This is a genomic window from Kitasatospora sp. NPDC023120, from assembly GCF_055560835.1.
Genome location: NZ_JBVHHY010000013.1, coordinates 220,471 through 243,146, shown reverse-complemented (window position 1 = coordinate 243,146; position 22,676 = coordinate 220,471). Strand labels below are relative to the sequence as shown.

Sequence of the window (22,676 nt, the reverse complement as noted above, 5' to 3'; positions counted from 1 at the left end):
AAGGAACGGACGCTTCCTTCGGACCGCCTTCCAGCGGACCCTCCGGGCTTCGTTCTTTCGTGTTTCCAGCTTATCAGATGTTTTCCGCTCCGTTTCCGGGCTTCCTTCATCCAACTCGCCGGTGTCTTCCGAGGTTTGACGCCCCGTCCGACGTTCCAAACTCTAGCCGATCCCTGCCCCGAAAGGCGAATCGACCGCAATCCAATAAAACGAGCACGCCGAATAAGGCCCGAGCCGCGAACGCAAAAACGCGGACGCAACCCAGCCCGAACCTGGGAAGTGGTGTTTCAGAGGATTGGCCGCCCCGGGACCGTCCGCGCCGATGCGTGTCCGGTGCTCCCTGCCGAGCGACTAGGAAACACTACCCCTGTCCGGTGTCGGAGGCAAGCCGGTCCCGGGGACCGTCCGCGTGCAGAGCGCCCTGCCGGGCTTCACGTACTCGCCGTTCGGGTGGTCGTTTCCGGTGACCCAGTGGCGGGCGGTGGCCTCGTCGCGGCCGCCGTCGCGGTGGCGGCCGAGCAGGCGCTCCTCACGGACCGCGTCGTCGGTGTGGACGTACCAGAGCTCGCGCAGCAGGCGTCGGGCGTCCGGCCAGGGGGTGTCGGAGGAGGCGAGGTAGTTGCCCTCGGTGATGACGAGGCGGGTGTGCGGGCGGACCACGTGGCGGGCGGCGACCGGTTCGTCCACGGTGCGGTCGAAGTCCGGGACGTAGATGTCCTGGAAGCGATCGGCGGTGATGCGGCGCAGCAGGGCGACGTAGCCGTGGGCGTCGAACGTGGCGGGAGCGCCCTTGCGGTGGGTCAGGCCGAGACGGTCGAGCTGGGCGCCGGAGAGGTGGAAGCCGTCGAGCGGGACGTAGGCGGCGGTGCCGGGGCCTTCGACGCGTTCGACCGCGGCGACCAGGTGGCGGGCCAGGGTGGACTTGCCGGCACCGGGCGGGCCGGCAAGTCCGAGGATCGTACGGGCGTTGCTGCCCGGGCCGCGGAGGAAGCCGAGGGCGAGGGAGGTGAGGCGGTCCTCGTTCATGGCCGCACCTTACTCACCGGGGGTCCACGGAACCGGGCCTTCGGTCAACCGCTGAGGCGCTCAGTGCGACCGCTCGGCCAGTGCGGGCACGTCCAGGGTGAGCGTGCCGGCGTCGGCGTCGAGGACGGCGGGGACGCCGAGCGGGACGGTGAGGGTCGACGGGCAGTGTCCGAAGCCCAGTTCCCAGAGCACCGGTATCCCGAGCCCGCCGAGCCGGTCGAGCATCACCTCGCGGACCCGCTCGGGCCGCCCGCAGCCCTCCCAGGAGCCGAGGGCGATGCCGACCACACCGTCGAGGGCGCCGGAGCGCAGGAACTGGGTGAGCAGGCGGTCCAGCTGGTACGGGTGTTCGTTCACGTCCTCGAGCAGCAGGATGCTGCCCGCGTACGAGGGCCGGGCGGCGGGGGTGCCGCGCTCGGCGGCGAGGACGTGGACGCAGCCTCCGGCGGTGACGCCGCGGGCCCGACCCGGGATGAGCGGGGCGGCGGTGGCCGAGGTGAGGACCGTGGTGGCGGCGGGGTCGAAGAGGGTGCGGCGCAGGTGCTCGGCGGTGGGGCCGTCGGAGATGAAGGAGCCGGCCGCGGCCATCGGCCCGTAGAGGGTGGCAAGGCCGAGACGCTGGGCGAAGGCCTCCTGCAGGGAGCTGACGTCGCTGAAGCCGATGAAGGGCTTGGGCGGCGCGGCACGCATCGCCGTCCAGTCGAGCAGGTCGACCATGCGGTGCACGCCGTAGCCGCCGCGGGCGCAGATGACGGCGTCGACGGTGGGGTCGAGCCAGGCGTTCTGGAGGTCGGCGACGCGGTCGGCGTCAGTACCGGCGAGGTAGCCGAGGGTGGAGTGGGTGTCGAGGACGTGCGGGGCGACGGTGACGCGCAGCCCCCAGGAGCGCAGGAGCGCGCAGCCGGCGGTGAGGCGTTCGGGGTCGATCGGGCCGCTGGGGGCGACGACGGCGATGTGGTCGCCGGGGCGCAGGTGCGGCGGACGGGTCAGCCCCTGGCCGGGTGTGGTCGGGTGCTGGTCCATGGCCGGGCCGCCTTTCGGGCGCGGGAGCGGGGGTACGGGCGGCCGCACTGTGGTCGCGGCCGCCCGGTGACGATATGCCCTCGCGTCGTCCGGCCGATGTCTGCGTGGTCCGGCTCGGTACGGCACGGTGGGGCCGGTCCGGCCCGCGCCGGCAGTGGGCCTCGCCGGGGTGAGGGCTCTTCAGAGCACGGCGCCCATCGCTTCCCTGACCTCGGCGAGGGTGGCGTCGGCGACGGCGTTGGCCCGCTCGGCGCCGTCGCGCAGGACCTGCCGCAGGTGGGCGCGGTCGGCGGCGAGTTCCGCGCGGCGGGCACGTAGCGGGCGGAGGTACTCGTTGACGGACTCGGTGACGACGCGCTTGAGGACGGCGGCTCCGCCGTCGCCGATCTCCTCGGCGACGGCCTCGGGAGCTCGGTCCTGACAGAGCGCGGCGAGCAGGACGAGGCTGGACACCTCGGGGCGGTCGACCGGGTCGTAGCCGATGCGGCGGTCGGCGTCCGTCCTGGCACCGCGGATGATCCGGGCGGTCTCGTCCTCGGTGGCGCCGAGGGCGACGGCGTTGCCCCGGCTCTTGCTCATCTTTCCGCCGTCGGTGCCGAGCAGCATCGGGGCGTCGGAGAGCAGGGCCTGCGGGCGGGGGAAGACGGCGCTGCCGTCGGCGTGCGGGTAGCGCTCGTTGAAGCGGCGGGCGACGGTGCGGGCGACTTCGAGATGGGGCAGCTGGTCCTGACCGACCGGGACGAGGTCGGCCTTGCAGAAGAGGATGTCGGCGGCCTGGTGGACGGGGTAGGTGAACATCAGCCCGCTGACGGCGGACTGGGTGGAGTGGGCGATCTCGTCCTTGACGGTGGGGTTGCGGTTCAGTTCGGCGACGCTGACCAGGCTGAGGAAGGGGAGCAGCAGCTGGTTGAGGGCGGGGACGGCGCTGTGCGCGAAGATCGTCGCCCGTTCGGGGTCGAGCCCGGCCGCGAGGTAGTCGAGGACGAGGTTCTCGGTGTGCTCGGCGAGCCGGTCGGCGATGTCGCGGTCGGTGATGACCTGGTAGTCGGCGACCACGACGAACATCTCGACGCCCTGGTCCTGCAGTCGGACGCGGTTGCGCAGGGTGCCGAAGTAGTGGCCGAGGTGGAGCGGGCCGGTGGGGCGGTCCCCGGTGAGGACGCGGTGGGCGGTCGGGTCGTCGATGAGGGCGGGTGCTGGGGTGCCGGCGGTAGCGGTCACGGTTTCTCCTCGGTACGGCGGTGGTCGGCGGCCGTCCGGGGCGAGGGGCCCGTCCCGCGGGAGGGCGGGGGAAACGCAACAGGGCCGTCCATCCCGGACGGCCCTGGTCAGGCGAGTGCTGGTGGCCGTCCTAGGACGGCCACCAGCACAGGCCCACGAAGCGCTTCATGCGGCCAAGCGTAGCGTCGGTCCTCCGTCACGAGCGCGGGAGTTTCCGTGCGCGGCGTCTCGCCGCCGGCGGCAGCGACGGTCCGGCGGTGCACGCGCCGCACGTTGCCCGCTGCCGCAGCCGAAGATCGAGCAGGTGAAGTAGCTCGCGGTGGAGGTCAGTCCGGAGCAGATCGACAAGGCCGACGCCGACTGGATCTTCTACGGCGTGTACGGCAGCCCCAGTTCGACCAACCAGGACACGGTGCTGGGCGGCGCGCTCTGGAAGACGCTCGGCGCGGTCAAGTCCGGTCAGGACCGGCCGGTTTCGGACGAGACCTGGTTCCTCGGGCTCGGTGTCATGGCGGCGAACGCGGTGCTCGCCGACCTCAAGGGGTTCGTGGCACCCGGCAGTTGATCCCGTGCCGCCGGATGGGGCGGGGTGACGGGCGGCGGAGCAGCGGCGGCGATCTCCGCGGTGGTCTCGCGCACACCGCCGGGTTCGACGCTTGGAGCTGGTCGCGCCGTGCGGGAGGATCATCGGGACCATCCCCGAAGGGCCCGCCGATGACCTCGCTCCACCCCGCCGCGACCGACCCGTCCCTGCCCGACCAGGCCGGGGACGGTGCCGGAACCTCCGCCCCGTCCGACGTACCCGGACTGCCCGCCACGGCCGCCCCGATGTGCTCGATCGCGACCGCCGCCGAGGCCGGCGCGGTCGCGGGCCGGTCCCCCGACGGGGTGATCCGCCAGGGCTCCGTCGCACGCCACGACTCGGTACCGCAGCCGCGCAGCCGGGACGACGTGGAGGCGTACGTCCTTCCTGCGACGGCCCCCGCGGCGGGCCCCGGCGCTGGGCCCTCCACCGCGGACGCCGATCCGACCGCGGCACGCCTTCGGGCGGCGTTCACCGAGCGCCTGCGGGCCGCCCGCGCCCAGGGCCGCTCGATCGCCGAGCTGGCGGAGGCGTGCCACCGGCCGGTCGCTGAGGTACGGGCGCTGCTCGGCGAGGCGGCCGGGGACGACGCGGCCACGCCCGCTTCCGTCGACGGCCACGACGATGCGGCGGGGAGTGCGGCGGAGGCCGAGGTCGGGTTCGTCCGGCTCCCGTCGGCTGCCGCGCCGACGGAGGACGGCCTGCCCGGCACCGCGTCGGCGCAGCGTCCGACGCGCGAGGAACTGCGGGCCCTGGGATCCCGGCGACCGTCGCCCTCGCGTCGGCTGCGCCGGATGCACCCGCAGGCCGGCCCGAGCGGGCAGGAGGCGACCGCACGGGAGACGGCCGCACCCGGCCCGGCCGCCGCGGGATGGGGCGCCGCCGCGTGGACGGGTGAACTCGCCGGTGCGGCGGGGTCGGTCGCGGATCAGGTGCCGCTCGGCCCCGGCGCCGAGCCCTCCCCCGCCGAAGCCGTGCACGCCGAACCGCCGCTCGGCATCCTGATCGGCGGCAGCCCGGGCCAGCCCGAGGCCGTCGGCCGGCCGGAGGAGCGGGCACCGGTCCGGGTGGTGGCCGAGCCGATCCGGGTCGGACGCGGCACCTGCCTGGTGGTGCTGCCCTCCTGGCGCCCCGCCATCGCCGTCTCGGTATCGACCGAGCAGCTGCTCACCGCGACCGGGCTCGGCTACGAGCAACTCGCCGGCGCCCAGCTGACGGTGCTGATGAACCCCAGCGCACTGCACGACCGGGAGCTGGAACTGCACGGCTGGGAGTCCGGTCCGGCCAGCCGGGGCCGGCGCGGCGGGCGGCCCTAGCCGGTCAGCGGTCAGCGGTCGGCGCTCGGCACTCGGCACTCGGCCGTCCGTGCCCGGCGCTCGGTGCCCGGCGTTCAGCGCCCGGCAGTCAGCGGACCGCCGGGGCGTTCGGGATGTACCCGAGGTCGACGGGCACTGGCGGGCGTCCGTCGACCGCCCAGCCCTGGCGGACGGAGTCCAGCAGTTCCGGCAGCCGGGGCGGCCAGAGCGCGTCGGCGTTCTCGTCGGCGAGGTCGGCCGGGGTCCACCAGCGCCAGTCGAGGATCCGGTCGACGGCGTGCACCGCGCTGACGTCGCCGACCGGGCCGCGGTGCGGTCCACCGGTGAGGTAGATGTGCTCGTGCTGACGGACCGGCGTGCTGTGCCAGGTGAAGTCGTGTTCCCAGGTGCAGAGCAGCGGGCCGGGTTCGAGGTCGGTCCAGCCGGTCTCCTCCCACAGCTCGCGGCGGGCGCCCTCCCACGGGGACTCGCCCGGGTCCAGTCCGCCGCCTGGCATGGTCCAGTGGACGCCGACCTCGTCGTTGTCCGAGCGGAGCAGGAACACCGAGCCGTTCTCGTCCAGGACCACCGTGCGGGCGGCCTGCCGGGGCACGCGTGTACGGGGTCGTAGCAGTCGCATCGGATTTCGCATCGGATCACTCTCGCAGCGGCCGTCCGGGGCGTCGAGCCGATTCGCCGCTCCGGTCCGGCGACCGCGGCCCCTCGACCTGGCCGCGGGCCGTACCCTGGCGGCCATGCCCGTACCCGCGATCATCTTCCCCGCCGATCCGCTCAACCCGCGTCGGCCCGATCCGCATTTCGCCTGGGAGGCCCGGCTGCTGCGGGAGTCGGGGGGCGAGCACCACCTGGTCGACCACGACGCGCTGCTCGCCGGGCGGGCCGAGGAGGCGGTCCGGCGGGTGCCGCGGGACGGCGGCCCGCTCTGGTACCGGGGTTGGATGCTCCCCTCCGCCCGGTACGCCGGCTTCGCCGCCGCGCTCACCGGCCGCGGCAACAACCTGCTGACCGGCGCGCCCGGTTACGCGACGGCACACGAACTGCCGGGCTGGTACGGCGTGTTCGAGGGAGCGACCCCGGCCAGCGCGTGGATCCCGTGCGACGGGCCGGTACCACCCGGGCCGGAGGAGCTGGCGGCGGCCGCGGCCCGACTCGGCGGGAGCGGTCCGGCGATCGTCAAGGACTACGTGAAGTCGCGCAAGCACGAGTGGCACGAGGCCTGTTACGTACCCGAGTTGGCCGATCTGCCGGCGGTCCGGCGGGTGGTCGAGCGGTTCGTCGAGCTGCAGGGCGAGTTCCTGGCCGGTGGGGTGGTGCTGCGCCGGTACGAGGAGTTCGAGCGCGCGGACGGCGCCGGGCAGAGCGCCGACGGCGGCGAGGGCGGCAACGACGGCGAGGGCGGCGGGCCGGGTGCGGGCGGGCGGGCCGTCGAGGCGCGGGTGTGGTGGCTGGACGGCCGGCCGGTCCTGGTCGGACCGCACCCGGACGCCCCGCACCAGAGCGTCGAGCCCGACCTCACCGACGTAGGGGCCCTGGTCCGGACGCTCGGCTGCCGCTTCGTCACCACCGACCTCGCCAGCCGGGCCGACGGCTCCGGCTGGCGAGTGGTCGAGGTCGGGGACGGGCAGGTGAGCGACCTGCCGCGCGGGATCGACCCGTCGGGGCTGCTGACCTCGCTGATCGCCGCCTGACGGCCCCTGCGTGCAAGGGGGCCAGACGGCCAGGAGGCCTTCCGGCCGTGTGTCCCCGGGCTGGAGGGCCTCCGTTCGGTTGCCGACTACCCGGCGGCGACGGTCTCGACCGCCGGGTGGCCGTCCGCGATGAACGCCTGCCAGAGCCGGGCGTAGCTGCCGCCCCGGGCGAGCAGTTCGGTGTGGGTGCCGTCCTCGACCACCCGGCCGTGGTCCAGCACGATCACCCGGTCCGCGCGCTCGGCGGTGGTCAGGCGGTGGGCGATGACCAGGGTGGTGCGGCCGCCGCTGAGCCGGTCCGCGGCCTGGTTGACCGTCGCCTCGGTGGCCAGGTCGAGCGCCGCGGTGGCCTCGTCGAGCAGCAGGATGTCCGGGTCGACCAGTTCGGCCCGGGCCAGCGCGATCAGCTGGCGCTGGCCTGCCGAGAGGTTGCGGCCACGACCGGCCACCTCGTGGTCGTAGCCGCCGGACAGCCGGACGATCATGTCGTGCGCGCCGACCGCCCGGGCCGCCGCTTCCACCTCGGCCGCCGAGGCCTCCGGCCGACCGTACGCGATCGCCTCGCGGACCGTGCCCGCGAAGAGGTAGGCCTCCTGCGGCACCACGCCCAGCCGGTGGCGGTACTGCGCCAGGTCGTACTGGGTGAGGTCGACCCCGTCCACCCGGACGGTGCCCTCGGTCGCGTCGTAGAACCGGGCGACCAGCTTCACCAGCGTCGACTTCCCGGCGCCGGTCTCGCCGACCAGGGCCACCGTCTGCCCGGCCGGGATGTGCAGGTTCACTCCGGTCAGCACGGTCGGGGCACCGTCCGCGCCGCCGTTGTAGGCGAAGCCGACCCCCTCGAAGTCGATCTCGCCGCGCAGCCCCTTGGACACCGGGACCGGGTCGGCCGCCTCGGCCGTGGTGGTCGGGGTGCGCAGCAGCTCGCGGATCCGGCCGAGGCCCACCGAGGCCTGCTGGTAGCCGTCGAAGACCTGGGACAGCTGGTTGACCGGTGCGAAGAACAGGTCGATGTAGAGCAGGTACGCGACCAGTGCGCCGACCGTCAGCGTCCCGGCGTCGACCCGGGCCGCACCGACGATCAGCACCAGCGCGGCGGCCACGCTGGAGAGGAACTGGACGAACGGGAAGTACAGCGAGATGTACAGCTGCGCGCGGACCCGGGCCTCGCGGTAGGCGATGCCGCGCGCCACGAAGCGGTCGGTGTTGGTGTCCAAGCGGCGGAAGGCCTGGACGATCCGCATGCCGGCCACGTTCTCCTGCAGGTCGGCGTTGACGGTGCTGATCAGGTCGCGGGAGCGCTCGTACTGGTCCTTGGACTTCTTGCGGAACACCAGCGTGGCGATCACCAGCAGCGGCAGCACGGCGAAGACCACCAGGGCCAGGCCGGCGTCGATGATCAGCAGGGCGGCGAAGATCCCGGCGAAGGTCAGCAGACTGACCACGGCGGTGACCGTGCCGGTCTGCAGGAAGGACGTCAGCGAGTCCAGGTCGGTGGTCATCCGGGTCATGATCCGGCCGGTCAGCTCGCGCTCGTAGTAGTCCAGGCCGAGCCGGTTGAGGTGGGCGAAGATCTTGAGCCGGAGCGTGTAGAGCACGCGCTCGCCGGTGCGGCCGCTGACCCGGTTCTCGGCACCCTGCACCAGCCAGTCCAGCAGCACCACGACCAGTGCGGTGAGCGAGGCCACCGCGACGCCCGACATCAGGCCCTTGCGGACGCCCTCGTCGATGCCGTGCCGGATCAGCACCGGCAGGACCAGGCCGGCACCCGCGTCCAGGGCGACCAGCAGGAGGGCGGTGAGCAGCGGAATGCGGAAGGGGCGCAGCAGGCGGCGCAGCGAGAAGTCGGGGTCGCCGGCCTCGGCCTCGGCGCGGGCGACGGCCGGGGTGTCGTCGGCGGGCGGGAGGGCGGCGACCTTGGCCAGCAGGTCGGGGTCGGCGGTGCGGGCAGCCTTGGCCAGGGCGGGGGTGGCCAGGACGGGGGCGGTCGGCGCAGGGGTGGGCGGCTGCTCGGCCTGCGGCTGCGCCTGAGCCTCGGTCGGCGTCCCGGCTGGGGTCCCGGTCGGGGCTCCCGCCGGAGTCTCGGCGGCCGTCCCGGTCGGTATCTCGGAGGCGGCGGGGTGCGTGGTGCGGCCCGCCTCGGGGTCGGTGATCAGGGCCCGGTACTGGGGACATCGGGCCTCGAGTTCCTCGTGCGTACCGATGTCCAGCAGCCGTCCGCGGTCCAGGACGGCGATCCGGTCGGCGAGCTGGAGGGTCGAGCGGCGGTGGGCGATCAGCAGCGTGGTGCGGCCGGTCATCACCGAGCGCAGCGCGTCGTGGATCTCCGCCTCGACCTGCGGGTCCACCGCCGAGGTGGCGTCGTCCAGCAGGAGGATCCGCGGGTCGGTGAGGATCGCGCGGGCCAGGGCGATGCGCTGGCGCTGGCCGCCGGAGAGGGTCAGGCCCTGCTCGCCGACCTTGGTCTCGTAGCCGTCCGGGAGCGCGCGGACGAACTCGTCGGCCTGCGCGGCGCGCGCGGCGGCGACGATCTGTTCGTCCGTGGCGTCCGGGCGGCCGTAGGCGATGTTGGTGCGCACCGACTCGGAGAAGAGGAAGCTCTCCTCGGGGACGATGCCGACCGTCGCCCGGACCGAGTCCAGGGTGAGGTCGCGCAGGTCGTGGCCGTAGAGGCGGACAGTACCGGCGGCGGGGTCGTAGAAGCGGGGCACCAGCTGGGCCACCGTCGACTTGCCGGAGCCGGAGGCGCCGACCAGGGCGAGGGTCTCGCCGGGGGCCAGTTTCAGGCTGAGACCGTGCAGGACGGGAGCGGGGTGCTCGGGGTCGTAGCGGAACTCGACCCGGTCGAATTCCAGGGCGAGGTCGGGGGTCCGGGCACCGACGGTGGTGCCGCGCGGGGTGTCATCCTGCGGGACGGCGCTCTGCGAGCTGGCGTCATGCGGGACGGCGTCATGCGGGACGGCGCTCTGCGCGAGGTCCAGGGTGAGGGCGTCCGGGCGCTCCTGGACCAGCGGGCGCTCGTCGATCAGCTGCAGGACGCGCTCCACACCCGCACGGGCCTGCTGGCCGACCGTGATGATCATGGTCAGCATCCGCACCGGGCCGGTCATCTGCGCGACGTAGGTCGAGAAGGCGACGAAGGTCCCGAGCGAGACCTGGCCCTCGACGGCCAGCCAGCCGCCGAAGGCCAGGACGGCGACCTGGGCGAGGGCCGGGATCGCCTGCATCGCCGGGTTGTAGCGGGCGTTGAGCCGGATCGAGCGGAGCCGGGCGGCGAACAGGTTGTGGGAGGCCTGCTCCAGCTTGTCCAGCTCCTGCGCCTCCTGGCCGAAGCCCTTGACCACGCGGACGCCGCCGATCGCGCCGTCCACCACGCCGGCGACGGCGGCCGCCTCCTGCTGGGCTGCCCAGGTGGACGGGAACAGGCGCTTGCGGCTGAGCACGGAGACCCACCACAGCGCGGGCGCCATGACCAGCGCCACCAGGGTGAGCGGCGGGGACAGCCAGACCATCACGACCAGCGACATGACGAACATCAGCAGGTAGCCGGTCATCATCGGCACCATCGAGAGCAGCCCGTTGACCAGCTGGAGGTCGGAGGTCGCGCGCCCCACCACCTGGCCGGTGTCCAACCGGTCCTGGCGGTGGCCGTCGAGCCGGCCGAGCGAACGGAACAGGTCACTGCGCAGCTCGTGCTGGACGTCGACGGCGAGCTGGCCGCCGTAGTAGCGACGGACCTGGGTGCACCCGAAGACCACGGCCGCGGCCAGCAGCAGCACCACGGCCCAGGGGGTCAGCGAGCGGGTGTGGGCGACGATGACGTCGTCGATGATCAGCTTGGTGACCAGCGGCACCAACGCGGTGATGGCCATGCCGAGGAGCGAGGCGCCGAAGGCGAGCAACAGGCTGCGACGGGACCGCCAGCTGTAACCGATCAGACGGCGCAGCCAGCCGGCGGGCTCGGTGTGGCCGCCGTCGGCGTCCGCGCCGGATGCGCCCGCTCCGGATGCGCCCGCTCCGGAAGCGTGCTCGTCTGCGGGGGCCTCCGGGGTCTGGCCGGGGGCCGGTGGGCCGCTCGGGGATTGCTCCACCGTGGATCCGTGAGTCTCAGGCATATTTAGGGATGCTAACCATTTCGTCGGGTGGCCGCCACGGCGTTTCCGACCCGGGTGGGTTCGGGACGGGCCGGGGCGGCGCGGATCGTCCGGTCCGGCGGACTGGGCAACAGCTCGCGACCGGCGGAGATTCCCGATCGAACATCCGCACGGCCGCCATCGACCCGCCGTCTGTCTCCAGGGTCGCCGACCACCCGCCGAACGCCCAGCGACCGGGGGAGGTCGGGCACCGGCCTTTGGGCCTAGGCCTCCGGGCGGGCGCGGGGCGGGGACGGGCCGGGTATGCAGGCGGGACGGGTGTGCAGGCGGGGCCGGCTGGACTCAGCCGCTCGCGGACGCCGAGTCCGCGGTGGCCGCTTCCGCGGCAGCGGCGAACGCCCCGTGGGCGAGGGTGTGGAGCAGGGCGGCCATGCCGTCACGCTGAAGCCCGGAGCGCTCGCCCTGACCGGAGCGCTCGCCGTGGCCGGAGCGCTCGCTGTGGCCGGGGTTCGCGCCCAGGCTGTGCGGGGTCGAGTTGATCAGGCCGAAGACGGCGTGCACGGCGGCCCGCGCCACCGGCTCGGCGGCGGGGTCGGCCAGCGGCGGGTAGGCCTGCCGGACCACGTCCACCCACAGCTCGACGTAGCCGCGCTGGAGTCGGCGGACGGTGCGGCGGTCCTCTTCCTTGAGGTTCAGCAGCTCGCGGTCGTGCAGGGTGATCAGGTCGCGGTCGTCGAGGGCGAAGTCGACGTGGCCGCCGATCAGCGCGTCCAGCGCGGCCGCCGGACCGTCGCCGCCGCCCGCCCGGCGGCGCCCCTCCTCCAGCAGGCGCTCACTGATGCCGATCAGCAGGTCGGCGAGCATCGCGTCCTTGCCGGCGAAGTGCCGGTAGAGCCCGGGGCCGCTGATCCCGACCGCCTTGCCGATCTCGTCCACGCCGACACCGAGGAAGCCCCGGGCGGCGAACAGTCGCGCGGCCTCCCGGCGGATCTGGTCGCGGCGTGGGAGCGCGGAGGCTGCGGGGACGTTCGGCATGCCGCCCATCGTAGACAGTCGGGTTATCGGTCGTTAACCTGGGCGGCGTAAGTTAACGTTAATTAACGTGGGATTCCATGGGCGCGCCGCATCCGGCGCCCACCTGGTGCCGAGGGCAAGGGAGCTCTTGGGAATGGTCATCTCAACCGCCGGCGTACCCACCGGCGTCCAGCTCAGCGCAGCGAACGGCACCGCGGCGGCGTCGACCGCCGTACCGCCCGGAGCCGCCGCGCCGGCCCCCCGGCTCGGCACTTCCGTCGACCCAGGGTCCGCCGCCTACCGCGCGAACACCGAGGCGCACCAGGAGCTGGTCGCCGAACTGCGCGCGAAGCTCGACGTGGTCGCCCAGGGCGGCGGCGCCAAGGCCCGCGCCCGGCACACCGCACGCGGCAAGCTCCTCCCCCGCGACCGGGTGGACACCCTGCTCGACCCTGCCTCGCCCTTCCTGGAGCTGGCCCCGCTGGCCGCCGACGGGATGTACGACGGGGCGGCGCCCGCGGCCGGGGTGATCGCCGGCATCGGCCGGGTCGCCGGACGCGAGGTGGTGGTGGTCGCCAACGACGCCACCGTCAAGGGCGGCACCTACTACCCGATGACGGTGAAGAAGCACCTGCGCGCCCAGGAGGTCGCGCTGGAGAACCGGCTGCCCTGCGTCTACCTGGTGGACTCCGGCGGCGCCTTCCTCCCGATGCAGGACGAGGTCTTCCCGGACCGCGACCACTTCGGGCGGATCTTCTACAACCAGGCCAGGCTCTCCGCCGCGGGCATCCCGCAGATCGCCGCCGTGCTCGGCTCCTGCACGGCCGGCGGCGCGTACGTCCCGGCGATGAGCGACCAGGCCGTGATCGTCCGCAACCAGGGCACGATCTTCCTGGGCGGGCCGCCACTGGTGAAGGCCGCCACCGGCGAGGTGGTCACCGCCGAGGAACTGGGCGGCGGCGACCTGCACTCCCGCACCTCGGGCGTGACGGACCACCTGGCCGAGGACGACGCCCACGCCCTCTCCATCGTCCGGACGATCGTCGCCGGGCTCGGCCCGCGCGCGGCCAAGCCCTGGCCGCTCACACCGGTCGAGCCGCCGGCCGTCGACCCGGCGGGCCTGTACGGGGCCGTCCCGGTCGACCCGCGCACGCCCTACGACGTCCGCGAGGTGATCGCCCGCCTGGTGGACGGCAGCCGCTTCGCCGAGTTCAAGGCCGAGTACGGCGCGACCCTGGTCACCGGCTTCGCCCGGATCCACGGCCACCCCGTCGGCATCGTCGCCAACAACGGCGTGCTGTTCTCCGAGTCGGCCGTCAAGGGCGCCCACTTCATCGAGTTGTGCGACCAGCGCGGCATCCCCCTCCTCTTCCTGCAGAACATCACCGGCTTCATGGTCGGTCGGCAGTACGAGGCGGGCGGCATCGCCAAGCACGGCGCCAAGATGGTCAACGCCGTCGCCTGCACCCGCGTCCCGAAGCTGACCGTGGTGATCGGCGGCTCGTACGGAGCCGGCAACTACTCGATGTGCGGCCGGGCCTACTCACCTCGCTTCCTGTGGATGTGGCCGGGCTCCAAGATCTCCGTGATGGGCGGCGAGCAGGCGGCCTCCGTCCTCGCCACCGTCCGCCGAGACCAGTTGGAGTCGCACGGCGAGCAGTGGCCGACCGAGGCGGAGGAGGAGTTCAAGCGCCCCGTCCGCGAGCAGTACGAGCGCCAGGGCAACGCCTACTACGCCTCCGCCCGGCTCTGGGACGACGGTGTGATCGACCCGATGGACACCCGCACCGTCGTCGGCCTCGCGCTCACCGCCTGCGCCAACGCCCCGCTGGCACCGCCCGCCCCGTACGGCGTCTTCCGCATGTGATCCCGCGCCAGGGCTCCCCGCGTTCGTGACCCCTTCCTTCCGGGTCTGACGTCCACGGCGCCGGTCCGACCCCGGGCCGGCGCCCAACCGCCCACCGCCACCTCCTTCGTACGGCTCCCCTCGACCCGGAGGAACGCCTCCCATGTTCGACACAGTTCTGGTCGCCAACCGCGGTGAGATCGCCCTCCGGGTGATCCGCACCCTGCGGCGGCTCGGCGTCCGCTCGGTCGCCGTGTTCAGCGACGCGGACGCCGACGCTCCGCACGTCCGCGAGGCGGACGTCGCGGTCCGGCTCGGCCCGGCCGACCGCAGCGACAGCTCGGCTGCCGAGACCTACCTGCGGACCGACCAGATCCTCGCCGCCGCCCGCCGCACCGGCGCCCAGGCCGTCCACCCCGGCTACGGGTTCCTCGCCGAGAACCCCGGCTTCGCCCGCGCCTGCGCCGACGCGGGCCTCGTCTTCATCGGACCACCTCCTGGTGCGGTCGAGCTGATGGGCGACAAGATCAACGCCAAGGAGGCCGTCCGAGCCGCCGGCGTCCCAGTGGTCCCCGGCAGCCAGGCCACCGCGCCCACCGACGAGGAACTCGTCGCCGCCGCCGAGGGGATCGGCTACCCCGTGCTGCTCAAGCCGTCCGCCGGCGGCGGCGGCAAGGGCATGCGCCTCGTGCGGGACCCGGCCGACCTGCCCACCGAGATCGCCGCCGCCCGCCGCGTCGCCCGCACCGCCTTCGGCGACGACACCCTGCTGCTGGAGCGCTGGATCGACCGGCCGCGCCACATCGAGGTGCAGGTGCTGGCCGACGCCCACGGCACCACCGTCCACCTCGGCGAGCGCGAGTGCAGCCTGCAGCGCCGCCACCAGAAGCTGATCGAAGAGGCTCCCTCCGTTCTGCTCAATGCCGAGACCCGCGCCGCGATGGGCGCCGCGGCCGTCCGCGCCGCGGAGTCCTGCGGCTACACCGGGGCCGGCACCGTGGAGTTCATCGTCCCCGGCATCGACCCGGACGCCCCCGCCTCCGCCTCCGAGGGGGTGCGGGACTTCTTCTTCATGGAGATGAACACCCGTCTCCAGGTGGAACACCCCGTCACCGAACTCGCTGTCGCCGTGGGCGCCGACGCGGCCCGGCTCGACCTGGTCGAGTGGCAGCTGCGCGTCGCCGCCGACGAACCGCTCTCCTTCACCCAGTCCGACATCTCCTTCCTGGGCCACGCCATCGAGGCCCGCATCTGCGCCGAGGACCCGGAACGGGACTTCCTGCCCACCGGCGGCCGCATCCTCACCCTGGACGAGCCCCGGGGCGAGGGCATCCGCGTCGACTCCGGAGTCACCCCCGGAACCGTCGTCACCAGCGCCTACGACCCGATGCTCGCCAAGGTCATCGCGTACGGGCCCGACCGCCCGACCGCGCTGCGCCGGCTGCGCGCCGCGCTGGCCGACACCCGCATCCTGGGCGTCACCACCAACACCGGATTCCTGCGCCGGCTCCTCGCACACCCCGAGGTCGTCGCCGGCCGCCTGGACACCGGCCTGGTGGAGCAGACCGCCCAGCAGCAGCCGGCCCTGCTCACCGCGCCGTACTCCCCCGTCAACGCGACCGCCCCGGCCGACACCACGACGCCCGCCCAGCCCGGGACCGGGACCGACGCCGCAGCGGCCGAACCGTCGCCCGCTCACCTCCTCTACTACGCGGCCGCGCTGGCACGGCACCTGGAGCTCACCCCGGCCGCCACCCCCGGCGGCTGGACCGACCCGTTCTCCCTTCCCTCCGGCTGGCGCCTGGGCGGCACCCCCGCCTGGACCACCCACCGACTCCGTACCCCCGGCCAGGATCCGGTCTCGGTGCGCATCCGTTCGATCACTGCGGGCAACGTAACCGATGCCACTGACAATCCCGCCGGGTTCACCCGCGAGGTGGAGCTCCGGCTCGGCGACGGGCCCGTGCACCGCGCCCGCGCGGCCCTGGCCGGCGACCGGCTACACCTGACCGTCGACGGCCTGCAGACCACGTTCTCGCTGGCCACCGACGCCACCCCCGGCCTCGCCGCCGGACCGGTGACCTGGCTCGGCATCGAGGGCGACGCCTGGCCGCTGCACGCCTACGACCCGGTCGTGGAGAGCGCCGCCGGGGCCGGCGCGCACCACGGCGCCCTGACCGCCCCGATGCCCGGCACCGTCACCGTCGTCAAGACCACGGCGGGCGAGACGGTCCGCAAGGGCCAGCCCCTGCTCGTGCTGGAGGCCATGAAGATGGAACACGTGATCGCCGCACCGCACGACGGCATGGTGGCCGAACTGCGGGCCACCGCCGGCGCCACCGTCGCGATGGAGGACCTGCTGGTCGTGGTCACCCCGGTCGAGGCGGCGGCGGTCGAGGAGGCCGCGGTCGAGCCCTCCGCCGATGCCGGCGCCGAGCCCGCGGAGGTGCGGTCGTGACTTCCCCCGCCCCCGCCCCCGCCCCCGCCCGCGAGCCTGATGCCCTCGACCTCGGCCTGCCCGACCCCGTCCGCGCCCCCGGCCTGCCCGAGGAGATCCGGATCCACGAGGTCGGGCCGCGCGACGGCCTGCAGAACGAGGGCTCGCTGGTGCCCGTCGAGGTCAAGGCCGAGTTCATCGCCCGGCTCGCCGCCGCCGGTCTGCGCACCGTCGAGGCCACCAGCTTCGTTCACCCGAAATGGGTACCGCAGCTGGCCGACGCCGAGGAGCTGATGCCCCGGCTCGCCGACCTGCCGGAGCGCCACCCCGGCCTGCGGCTGCCGGTCCTGGTGCCCAACGAGCGCGGCCTGGACCGCGCGCTCGCCCACCGGGCCGGCGACGTCGCGGTGTTCGCCAGCGCCACCGAGACCTTCGCCCGCCGCAACCTCAACCGCTCGGCGGACGAGGCGATGGCGATGTTCCGCCCGGTCGTGACGCGGGCCGCCGAGGCCGGGATCGCGGTCCGCGGCTACCTCTCGATGTGCTTCGGCGACCCGTGGGAGGGGCCCGTCCCGGTCCCCCAGGTGGTCCGGTACGGCGTCCAGCTGCTGGAGATGGGCTGCTCGGAGCTGAGCCTCGGCGACACCATCGGCGTCGCCACCCCGGGCCAGGTCGGCGCGCTGCTGACCGGCTTCGCTCGGGCCGGGGTGCCCGCCGACCGGCTCGCCGTGCACTTCCACGACACCTACGGCCAGGCGCTCAGCAACACCCTGGCGGCGCTGCGCGAGGGAGTCACCACGGTGGACGCCTCGGCGGGCGGCCTGGGCGGCTGCCCGTACGCCAAGAGCGCCACCGGCAACCTGGCCACCGAGGACCTGGTCTGGATGCTGCACGGGCTCGGCATCCGGACCGGCGTCGACCTGCGCGCCCTGGTCGCGACCAGCGGCTGGATGGCCGAGCGCCTCGGCCGCCCGAGCCCCTCCCGCACTGTCCAGGCGCTGCTCGGCGCCACCCGGGGCTGACTCCGCCCCGCTCCCCGACTCCGGCGCCGGCCGCGCCCCCGTACGGTCCGGCCGGCGCCAGGCACCACGTTCATCCGCACCGCTCATCCCTCGACCACACCGTGCGACCGTCGGACCGTCAGACGGACGCCGGTCGTCCCGCTCACGCCCGCGGCCGCCCCGGCCGGGCACCAGGAGGATCACCATGTTCGACCACCGACTCAGCAGCGAGTACGAGGAACTGCGGCGCACCGTCGCCGAGTTCGCCCAGGACGTGGTGGCGCCGAAGATCGGCGAGCTCTACGAGCGGGAGGAGTTCCCCTACGAGATCGTCCGCGAGATGGGCCGGATGGGCCTCTTCGGCCTGCCCTTCTCGGAGGAGTACGGCGGCATGGGCGGCGACTACTTCGCCCTCGGCCTCGTCCTGGAGGAGCTCGCCCGCGTCGACTCCTCGGTGGCGATCACGCTGGAGGCCGCCGTCTCGCTCGGCGCGATGCCGATCTACCGCTTCGGCACGGAGGAGCAGAAGCGCGAGTGGCTGCCCCGACTGACCTCGGGCGAACTCCTCGGCGCCTTCGGCCTCACCGAGCCGGAGGGCGGCTCGGACGCCGGCGCCACCCGCACCACCGCGCGGTACGACGAGGCCACCGACGAGTGGGTCATCAACGGCACCAAGTGCTTCATCACCAACTCCGGCACCGACATCACCGGTCTGGTCACCGTCACCGCGCTCACCGAACCGATCGCTCGTTCGAGTGAAGAAGGCGAATTCCGCTCGCCCACGCGGGAGATCTCCTCCATCATCGTGCCCACCGGGACCCCTGGGTTCCAGGTCTCGAAGAAGTACTCGAAGGTCGGGTGGAACGCATCCGACACCCGCGAACTGTCCTTTACCGACTGCCGCGTTCCCGCGGCCAACCTGCTGGGCGAGCGTGGCCGAGGCTACGCCCAGTTCCTGCGGATCCTCGACGAGGGCCGCATCGCGATCGCGGCCCTGGCCACCGGCCTGGCCCAGGGCTGCGTCGACGAGTCCGTGAAGTACGCCGGCGAGCGTCGGGCCTTCGGCCGGCCGATCGGCGCCAACCAGGCCATCCAGTTCAAGCTTGCCGACATGGAGCTGCGCGCCCACACCTCCCGCCTGGCCTGGCGGGACGCCGCTTCCCGGATGCTGCACGGCGAACCGTTCAAGAAGGAGGCCGCGATCGCGAAGCTGTACTCGTCCGAGGCCGCCGTCGACAACGCCCGCGAGGCGACCCAGATCCACGGCGGGTACGGCTTCATGAACGAATTCCCGGTCGCCCGTTTCTGGCGCGACAGCAAGATCCTGGAAATCGGGGAGGGCACCTCCGAGGTCCAGCGCATGCTCATCGCCCGGGAGCTCGGCATCACCTCGTGACCACACGCTCGCGACCCGCGCGAGTCGTGCCGGTCAGGTCCTGAGCCGAGCCCACCGGGTCAACGCCCTGCTCCGCAACCGTCGTTGAGGAGCGGGCCACGGTGGAGGAGGCAACAGGACAAGAAGACCGAACGAACCCTCAGGGGATCACGATCACCGGGCGGTTGGCCCGCCGCGCCAGCCGCCCGGAGACCGAGCCGAAGATCTTGCCGAGCAGGCCGTGCGTCGTGCCGACGACGATCGCGTCGGCCGCGTACTCACGGCCGACCTCCTCGATCTCGTGGCAGATGTCGCCGCCGCGCTCGACCAGGATCCACGGCACCCCGGCGAGGAAGTCCGCACAGGCGAGCTCCAGGCCGAGGACCTCGGTCCGGTGGTCGGGCAGGTCGACGAAGACGGGCGGTTCACAGCCGGCCCAGACCGTCGCGGGCAGGCGGTTGGCGACGTGCACGATCACCAGGCCGCACTGCGAACGGCGTGCCATGCCCACCGCGTAGGCGAGGGCGCGCTCGCTCGACAGCGAGCCGTCGAAGCCCACCACCACGCCGTGCTGGAAGGCCGGGTCGAGGGACGGCGCGGGGGCTTCCTGCTCCGACGACTCGGTGCTCCCGCCGAACGCGTCGGCCGCGCCCGAGGCCGCCTCCGGACGCTCCGCGCCCGGGCCCAGGCGGCCCGTCACCGGACGCCCCGCAGGGTCGGCCGGGGGCTCGCCACGCCCCGGGCGGGGCCCGGACCGGTCGCGGCGGGCGAGATTCCCGCGGCGGGCGAGACTGCGGAGCGCGCGTGCGAGGCCCGGGAAACCGTCGGTCCCGTCGACCGGGTCGAGGTTCGTGCGGACGCCGTCTCCCCCGGTCGCTGCGCCCGCGTTGTGGGGCGTGTCCGGTTCGACCGGTCGGGGAGGCTCAAAACCAGCCATGGCTCACGGCTCTTCGAGGGAGAGGGGCCGACAGGAGAGGACAACGCTGCCCGTGCGGCAGGCCCGCCCACGGGATGACGTCGGTCTGCGCCGCGCAGCACCGTATGTGACCTGTTCCTTTCAGAATACGACGGGCAGGGGGCCCAGCCCAGCGGCGAAGCCCCGGAGCGACGTTGTTCCCGCGAAAGGAGGATGCGCCCGCCGTGGCAGTGCGCCCTGCCCGCAGGCGATCGCGCCCCCTCCGGAAAGGAGGTTCTCTGGAGCTTGACTGAGCGGACCGGGCGGCGCAACAGGCCCGCGGGACACCGTGACCGGACTGTCATTGATCGGCGACGATCCGTTGCGGCACGTCGCGAACCGTTACGCCCCGCCGGTCGCGGGCCTCCGCCCCAGGGCCTGCCCGCACACCGCCCGTACCCTGCGCGTACCCGGCTACGCACCTGGTGCGTAGCCGGCGCGCACCGGCTCGAGCGGGATCCGTACGTCAGGTGTCGGAGCCCGAATCAGCCACTTGGTACGGCTTCGCGACGCGGTCTGGCATTTGCCAGGTGCATAGGCGCGGGCGCTGGCACGATGCTCGACATGCCCCTGCTCCTGTTCGACCTCGACAACACGCTGCTTCCCCGGGACGCCGCTTTCCGGGCCTGGGCGCAGGATTTCCTCTCCGAACGCGACCTGCCGCCCGGTGACCTCGACTGGTTCGTCACCATCGACGGCGGCGGCTACGTACCGCGCAGCACCGTACTGTCCGCGGTCCGGCGCCGCTACGGCCTGGACGTCTCCGCCGAGTTCCTGCTCGCCCACTACCGACGCGGCATCAACTCCCACATTCACTGCCCGCCCCGGCACCTCGAGGCGCTGCGGGCCGCGCGGGCGGCGGGATGGACGCTCGGCATCGTCAGCAACGGCGGCACCCGGCCGCAGTTGGAGAAGATCCGCCGGACCGGGCTGGGGCCGCTGGTCGACGGCTGGGTCATCTCCGAGGAGGCCGACTGCGTCAAACCGGATCCGCTGATCTTCGAGATCGCCGCCCAGCGCTGCGGCATCGCGCCCACCGGGAACTGGGCCGCGCACACCTGGATGATCGGGGACCACGCGCCCGCCGACATCGCCGGGGCCGAACTGACCGGGCTGCGCAGCGTCTGGCTGCACCACGGCCGGCCGTGGGCGGAGCCCGGGTATCGGCCGACGCTGAAGGCGGCCGGACTGCCGGAGGCGGTCGGACAGGTGCTCGCCGCGCGCAACGCGCCCTCGACCCGGCCGGGGGCCCGGGTCGGCGGCGCGACCCGGCGGGCGGCTGCCGCGGCGTCGACGCGGGAGACGGCGCTGCTCGGCGCGCGGTCCGGCGTGCGCCCGACGGCGGTCGCCCCGGAGGGTTCGAGTGCGCCGGTTCCCGCGAACACCGGGGCGGGCAGCGGGTCGGGCGCGGGGGCCGGCTCCGGTGTCCGAAACCGATCAGGCGGGTTTGCCGTGATCGCCGCCGCCCGCACCGACGTGGGAGCCGTCTCCGGGGCACCGGTGGGCACCGGGCCGGGGGCCGCACCGGATCCGGGTGCGGACGGTCGCGGGCCCGCGCCGGTCGGGCGTCCGACGCCCCTCCGTACGGCGGCGGACGGGCCCGCGCCCACCCGGACCGCCTTCGCCCCGGTGCCCGGCCCGGTGCCCGCCACGGCAGCCGCAGCGGTCGCCGCCGCCCGATAGACACCGCCCGGTAGACGCCGTCCCTCACAACGCCGCCCGGTGGCAGCCCGCGGGTACGGCGACGACCGGCCGCCCGCGCGGCGGTCAGCACTCCGTCGAGGTACGGCTCCACCAGCAGGTTCGGGCCTGCTCGGTGAACCCGAGCTTGCGGTAGAGCGGTTCGCCGACCGAGGTGGCGACCAGGGTGGCCGGGCGGTCCGGGTGCGCGTGGACCAGGGCGGTCTGCAGGACGGCCTTGGCCGCCCCGCGGCCGCGCCAGTCGGGCAGGGTGGTGACCCAGTAGACGCCGGTGGCCCGGCCGTCGTCGTAGGTGAGGCAGGCGCCCGCCACGGAGCCGTCGACGCGACCGAGCCAGGCCCGCCAACCGGGTTCGCCCAGCAGTCGCTCCGGGAGTGCGTCGCCGCGGACCCAGGGCTGGCGGGCGGGCAGCGGGAAGCCCTCCACGATCGCCCGTTCGACCAGCGCGAAGCTGTCCGCGTCCGTCACCTCATCCACCGTCAGGGTTCCGCCCCCGTGCGCGTCGGAGACCGCCGACAGGGTGGTCGTCGCGCCCTCGACCGGGCCCGGGTCCCGGACCATCACCGGCATGACCGACGTCCGGTCGGTCCCGAAGCGGGAGAGGTCGAGGCCGCCGTACGGGTCCTCCACGGTGAAGCATATGGTCGACCACTCGCCCAGCAGATCCGCCAACTCCTGCTCCACTAGGCCTGGTTCGGCGTACGGACGGGTCACCAGGAAGCGGTGCCCGTCGTTCGGGGTGCGGGCGCAGCGGACCGCCGTCAGGCCCGGGAGGACGCGGGTCTGCCAGCCGTGCGCGCGGGCTTGGGCGAGCCAGAAGGCGGCGGCGTTGTCGTTGGCCCGTTCGAGCCGGCTGTCGGTGTTCACGGCAGGACCGTAACCCGGCGGTCCGGATGGCGGTTCCACCGCACCAGGCTTGGCCGGATGAAGCCTGGGAGGCGCACGACTCACGCCCATGCGCCCTCTCGTGCACCGCCGATTTTCGGTCAATTTCGCGCCGATCCCTCCCGCTTGGGCAAATCCGCAGCCCAGACCCGCCGATCGGGCGCACGGGGGCCGGACGCCCCAGGAGCGGCCCCGCGACAACCAGCCACCGTTGCCCCGGCCCTCTTCCCAGAAAGGTCGACGGGTGCCACGCTTCGTGATCGAATGCATCACGCCAAATAGCCATGTCGACATAGCGTCGGATGGTGAACTTGTCACAACGGCAATGGTCCACCCGATAGATTTCGATCTTGGCCAGCAGTGCCGCACCACCCACACCACACCACCGAGGGGGCTTGAGCGCCTTGAGCAGGGTGAGCAGGAGCGACGCGGGTCCTGACAGCGGCCAGGCGGTGGGCGGCACCGCGAGTCGGTCCGCGAGAAGCACTGGCACCTCCGCGATCGCCGCCAC

Annotated in this window: 16 protein-coding genes; 8 read left to right on the top strand and 8 right to left on the bottom strand. The window is 73.7% G+C overall.

Going from position 1 to position 22,676, the window contains the following annotated elements; translation table 11 throughout:
• Positions 1 to 351 precede the first annotated feature (351 nt).
• From ACZ3TI_RS21205 to trpS, 3 genes are all read right to left on the bottom strand, one after another.
• Positions 352 to 1,026 carry a nucleoside/nucleotide kinase family protein gene (locus ACZ3TI_RS21205; protein ID WP_465728322.1) on the bottom strand — a complete coding sequence of 225 codons (675 nt, stop codon included), beginning with the start codon at positions 1,024 to 1,026 and terminating at the stop codon, positions 352 to 354.
• Positions 1,027 to 1,086: 60 nt separating this feature from the next.
• Positions 1,087 to 2,049 (bottom strand): S66 peptidase family protein, encoded by a 963-nt coding sequence (locus ACZ3TI_RS21200; protein ID WP_465728321.1) that lies wholly within the window; start codon positions 2,047 to 2,049, stop codon positions 1,087 to 1,089.
• 180 nt (positions 2,050 to 2,229) lie between these two features.
• On the bottom strand, positions 2,230 to 3,270 hold the full coding sequence (gene trpS / locus ACZ3TI_RS21195; RefSeq protein ID WP_465728320.1) for a tryptophan--tRNA ligase: 1,041 nt from the start codon (positions 3,268 to 3,270) through the stop codon (positions 2,230 to 2,232).
• Between the two features lie 319 nt (positions 3,271 to 3,589).
• Between trpS and ACZ3TI_RS21190 the strand changes: the two genes are divergently transcribed.
• Together ACZ3TI_RS21190 and ACZ3TI_RS21185 are read left to right on the top strand one after the other, a co-directional pair.
• The gene (locus ACZ3TI_RS21190) at positions 3,590 to 3,835 is read left to right on the top strand and encodes a hypothetical protein (RefSeq protein ID WP_465728318.1); all 246 of its coding nucleotides are present in this window, start codon (positions 3,590 to 3,592) and stop codon (positions 3,833 to 3,835) included.
• A 149-nt stretch (positions 3,836 to 3,984) separates the two neighbouring features.
• Positions 3,985 to 5,169, top strand: coding sequence for a hypothetical protein (locus ACZ3TI_RS21185; RefSeq protein WP_465728316.1), 1,185 nt, complete (start codon positions 3,985 to 3,987; stop codon positions 5,167 to 5,169).
• Positions 5,170 to 5,257: 88 nt separating this feature from the next.
• On the opposite strand, the gene ACZ3TI_RS21180 is transcribed toward ACZ3TI_RS21185, so the two are convergent.
• Complete coding sequence (locus ACZ3TI_RS21180; protein ID WP_465728314.1) at positions 5,258 to 5,761, bottom strand: NUDIX hydrolase; 504 nt, start codon at positions 5,759 to 5,761, stop codon at positions 5,258 to 5,260.
• Between the two features lie 142 nt (positions 5,762 to 5,903).
• Between ACZ3TI_RS21180 and ACZ3TI_RS21175 the strand changes: the two genes are divergently transcribed.
• Entirely contained in the window at positions 5,904 to 6,857 is a 954-nt protein-coding gene (locus ACZ3TI_RS21175; protein ID WP_465728312.1) for an ATP-grasp domain-containing protein, read from the top strand.
• An 86-nt stretch (positions 6,858 to 6,943) separates the two neighbouring features.
• Here ACZ3TI_RS21175 and ACZ3TI_RS21170 read toward each other — a convergent pair whose 3' ends face one another.
• Both ACZ3TI_RS21170 and ACZ3TI_RS21165 read right to left on the bottom strand, forming a co-directional pair.
• Positions 6,944 to 10,972, bottom strand: a complete 4,029-nt coding sequence (locus ACZ3TI_RS21170; protein ID WP_465728310.1) for an ABC transporter ATP-binding protein — start codon at positions 10,970 to 10,972, stop codon at positions 6,944 to 6,946.
• A gap of 321 nt (positions 10,973 to 11,293) precedes the next feature.
• Entirely contained in the window at positions 11,294 to 11,986 is a 693-nt protein-coding gene (locus ACZ3TI_RS21165; protein WP_465728308.1) for a TetR/AcrR family transcriptional regulator, read from the bottom strand.
• Positions 11,987 to 12,119: 133 nt separating this feature from the next.
• Here ACZ3TI_RS21165 and ACZ3TI_RS21160 point away from each other — a divergent pair, with 133 nt between their 5' ends.
• From ACZ3TI_RS21160 to ACZ3TI_RS21145, 4 genes are all read left to right on the top strand, one after another.
• Positions 12,120 to 13,832 (top strand): carboxyl transferase domain-containing protein, encoded by a 1,713-nt coding sequence (locus ACZ3TI_RS21160; RefSeq protein WP_465728306.1) that lies wholly within the window; start codon positions 12,120 to 12,122, stop codon positions 13,830 to 13,832.
• Between the two features lie 142 nt (positions 13,833 to 13,974).
• Entirely contained in the window at positions 13,975 to 16,269 is a 2,295-nt protein-coding gene (locus ACZ3TI_RS21155; protein ID WP_465728304.1) for an acetyl/propionyl/methylcrotonyl-CoA carboxylase subunit alpha, read from the top strand.
• Positions 16,266 to 17,270: a hydroxymethylglutaryl-CoA lyase gene (locus ACZ3TI_RS21150; RefSeq protein WP_465728302.1), complete on the top strand. Its 1,005-nt coding sequence runs from the start codon at positions 16,266 to 16,268 to the stop codon at positions 17,268 to 17,270. The genes ACZ3TI_RS21155 and ACZ3TI_RS21150 overlap by 4 nt, the downstream gene beginning before the upstream one ends.
• A gap of 184 nt (positions 17,271 to 17,454) precedes the next feature.
• Positions 17,455 to 18,645, top strand: a complete 1,191-nt coding sequence (locus tag ACZ3TI_RS21145; protein WP_465728300.1) for an acyl-CoA dehydrogenase family protein — start codon at positions 17,455 to 17,457, stop codon at positions 18,643 to 18,645.
• A gap of 139 nt (positions 18,646 to 18,784) precedes the next feature.
• Here the strand turns inward: ACZ3TI_RS21145 and ACZ3TI_RS21140 are convergent, their stop codons facing one another.
• A complete protein-coding gene (locus ACZ3TI_RS21140) occupies positions 18,785 to 19,324 on the bottom strand; it encodes a universal stress protein (RefSeq protein WP_465728298.1) in 540 nt (179 codons plus the stop codon).
• Between the two features lie 819 nt (positions 19,325 to 20,143).
• On the opposite strand from ACZ3TI_RS21140, the gene ACZ3TI_RS21135 reads away from it, so the two are divergent.
• The gene (locus ACZ3TI_RS21135) at positions 20,144 to 21,262 is read left to right on the top strand and encodes an HAD family hydrolase (RefSeq protein ID WP_465728296.1); all 1,119 of its coding nucleotides are present in this window, start codon (positions 20,144 to 20,146) and stop codon (positions 21,260 to 21,262) included.
• An 84-nt stretch (positions 21,263 to 21,346) separates the two neighbouring features.
• On the opposite strand, the gene ACZ3TI_RS21130 is transcribed toward ACZ3TI_RS21135, so the two are convergent.
• Positions 21,347 to 22,147 carry a GNAT family N-acetyltransferase gene (locus tag ACZ3TI_RS21130; protein ID WP_465728294.1) on the bottom strand — a complete coding sequence of 267 codons (801 nt, stop codon included), beginning with the start codon at positions 22,145 to 22,147 and terminating at the stop codon, positions 21,347 to 21,349.
• Positions 22,148 to 22,676: the final 529 nt, after the last annotated feature.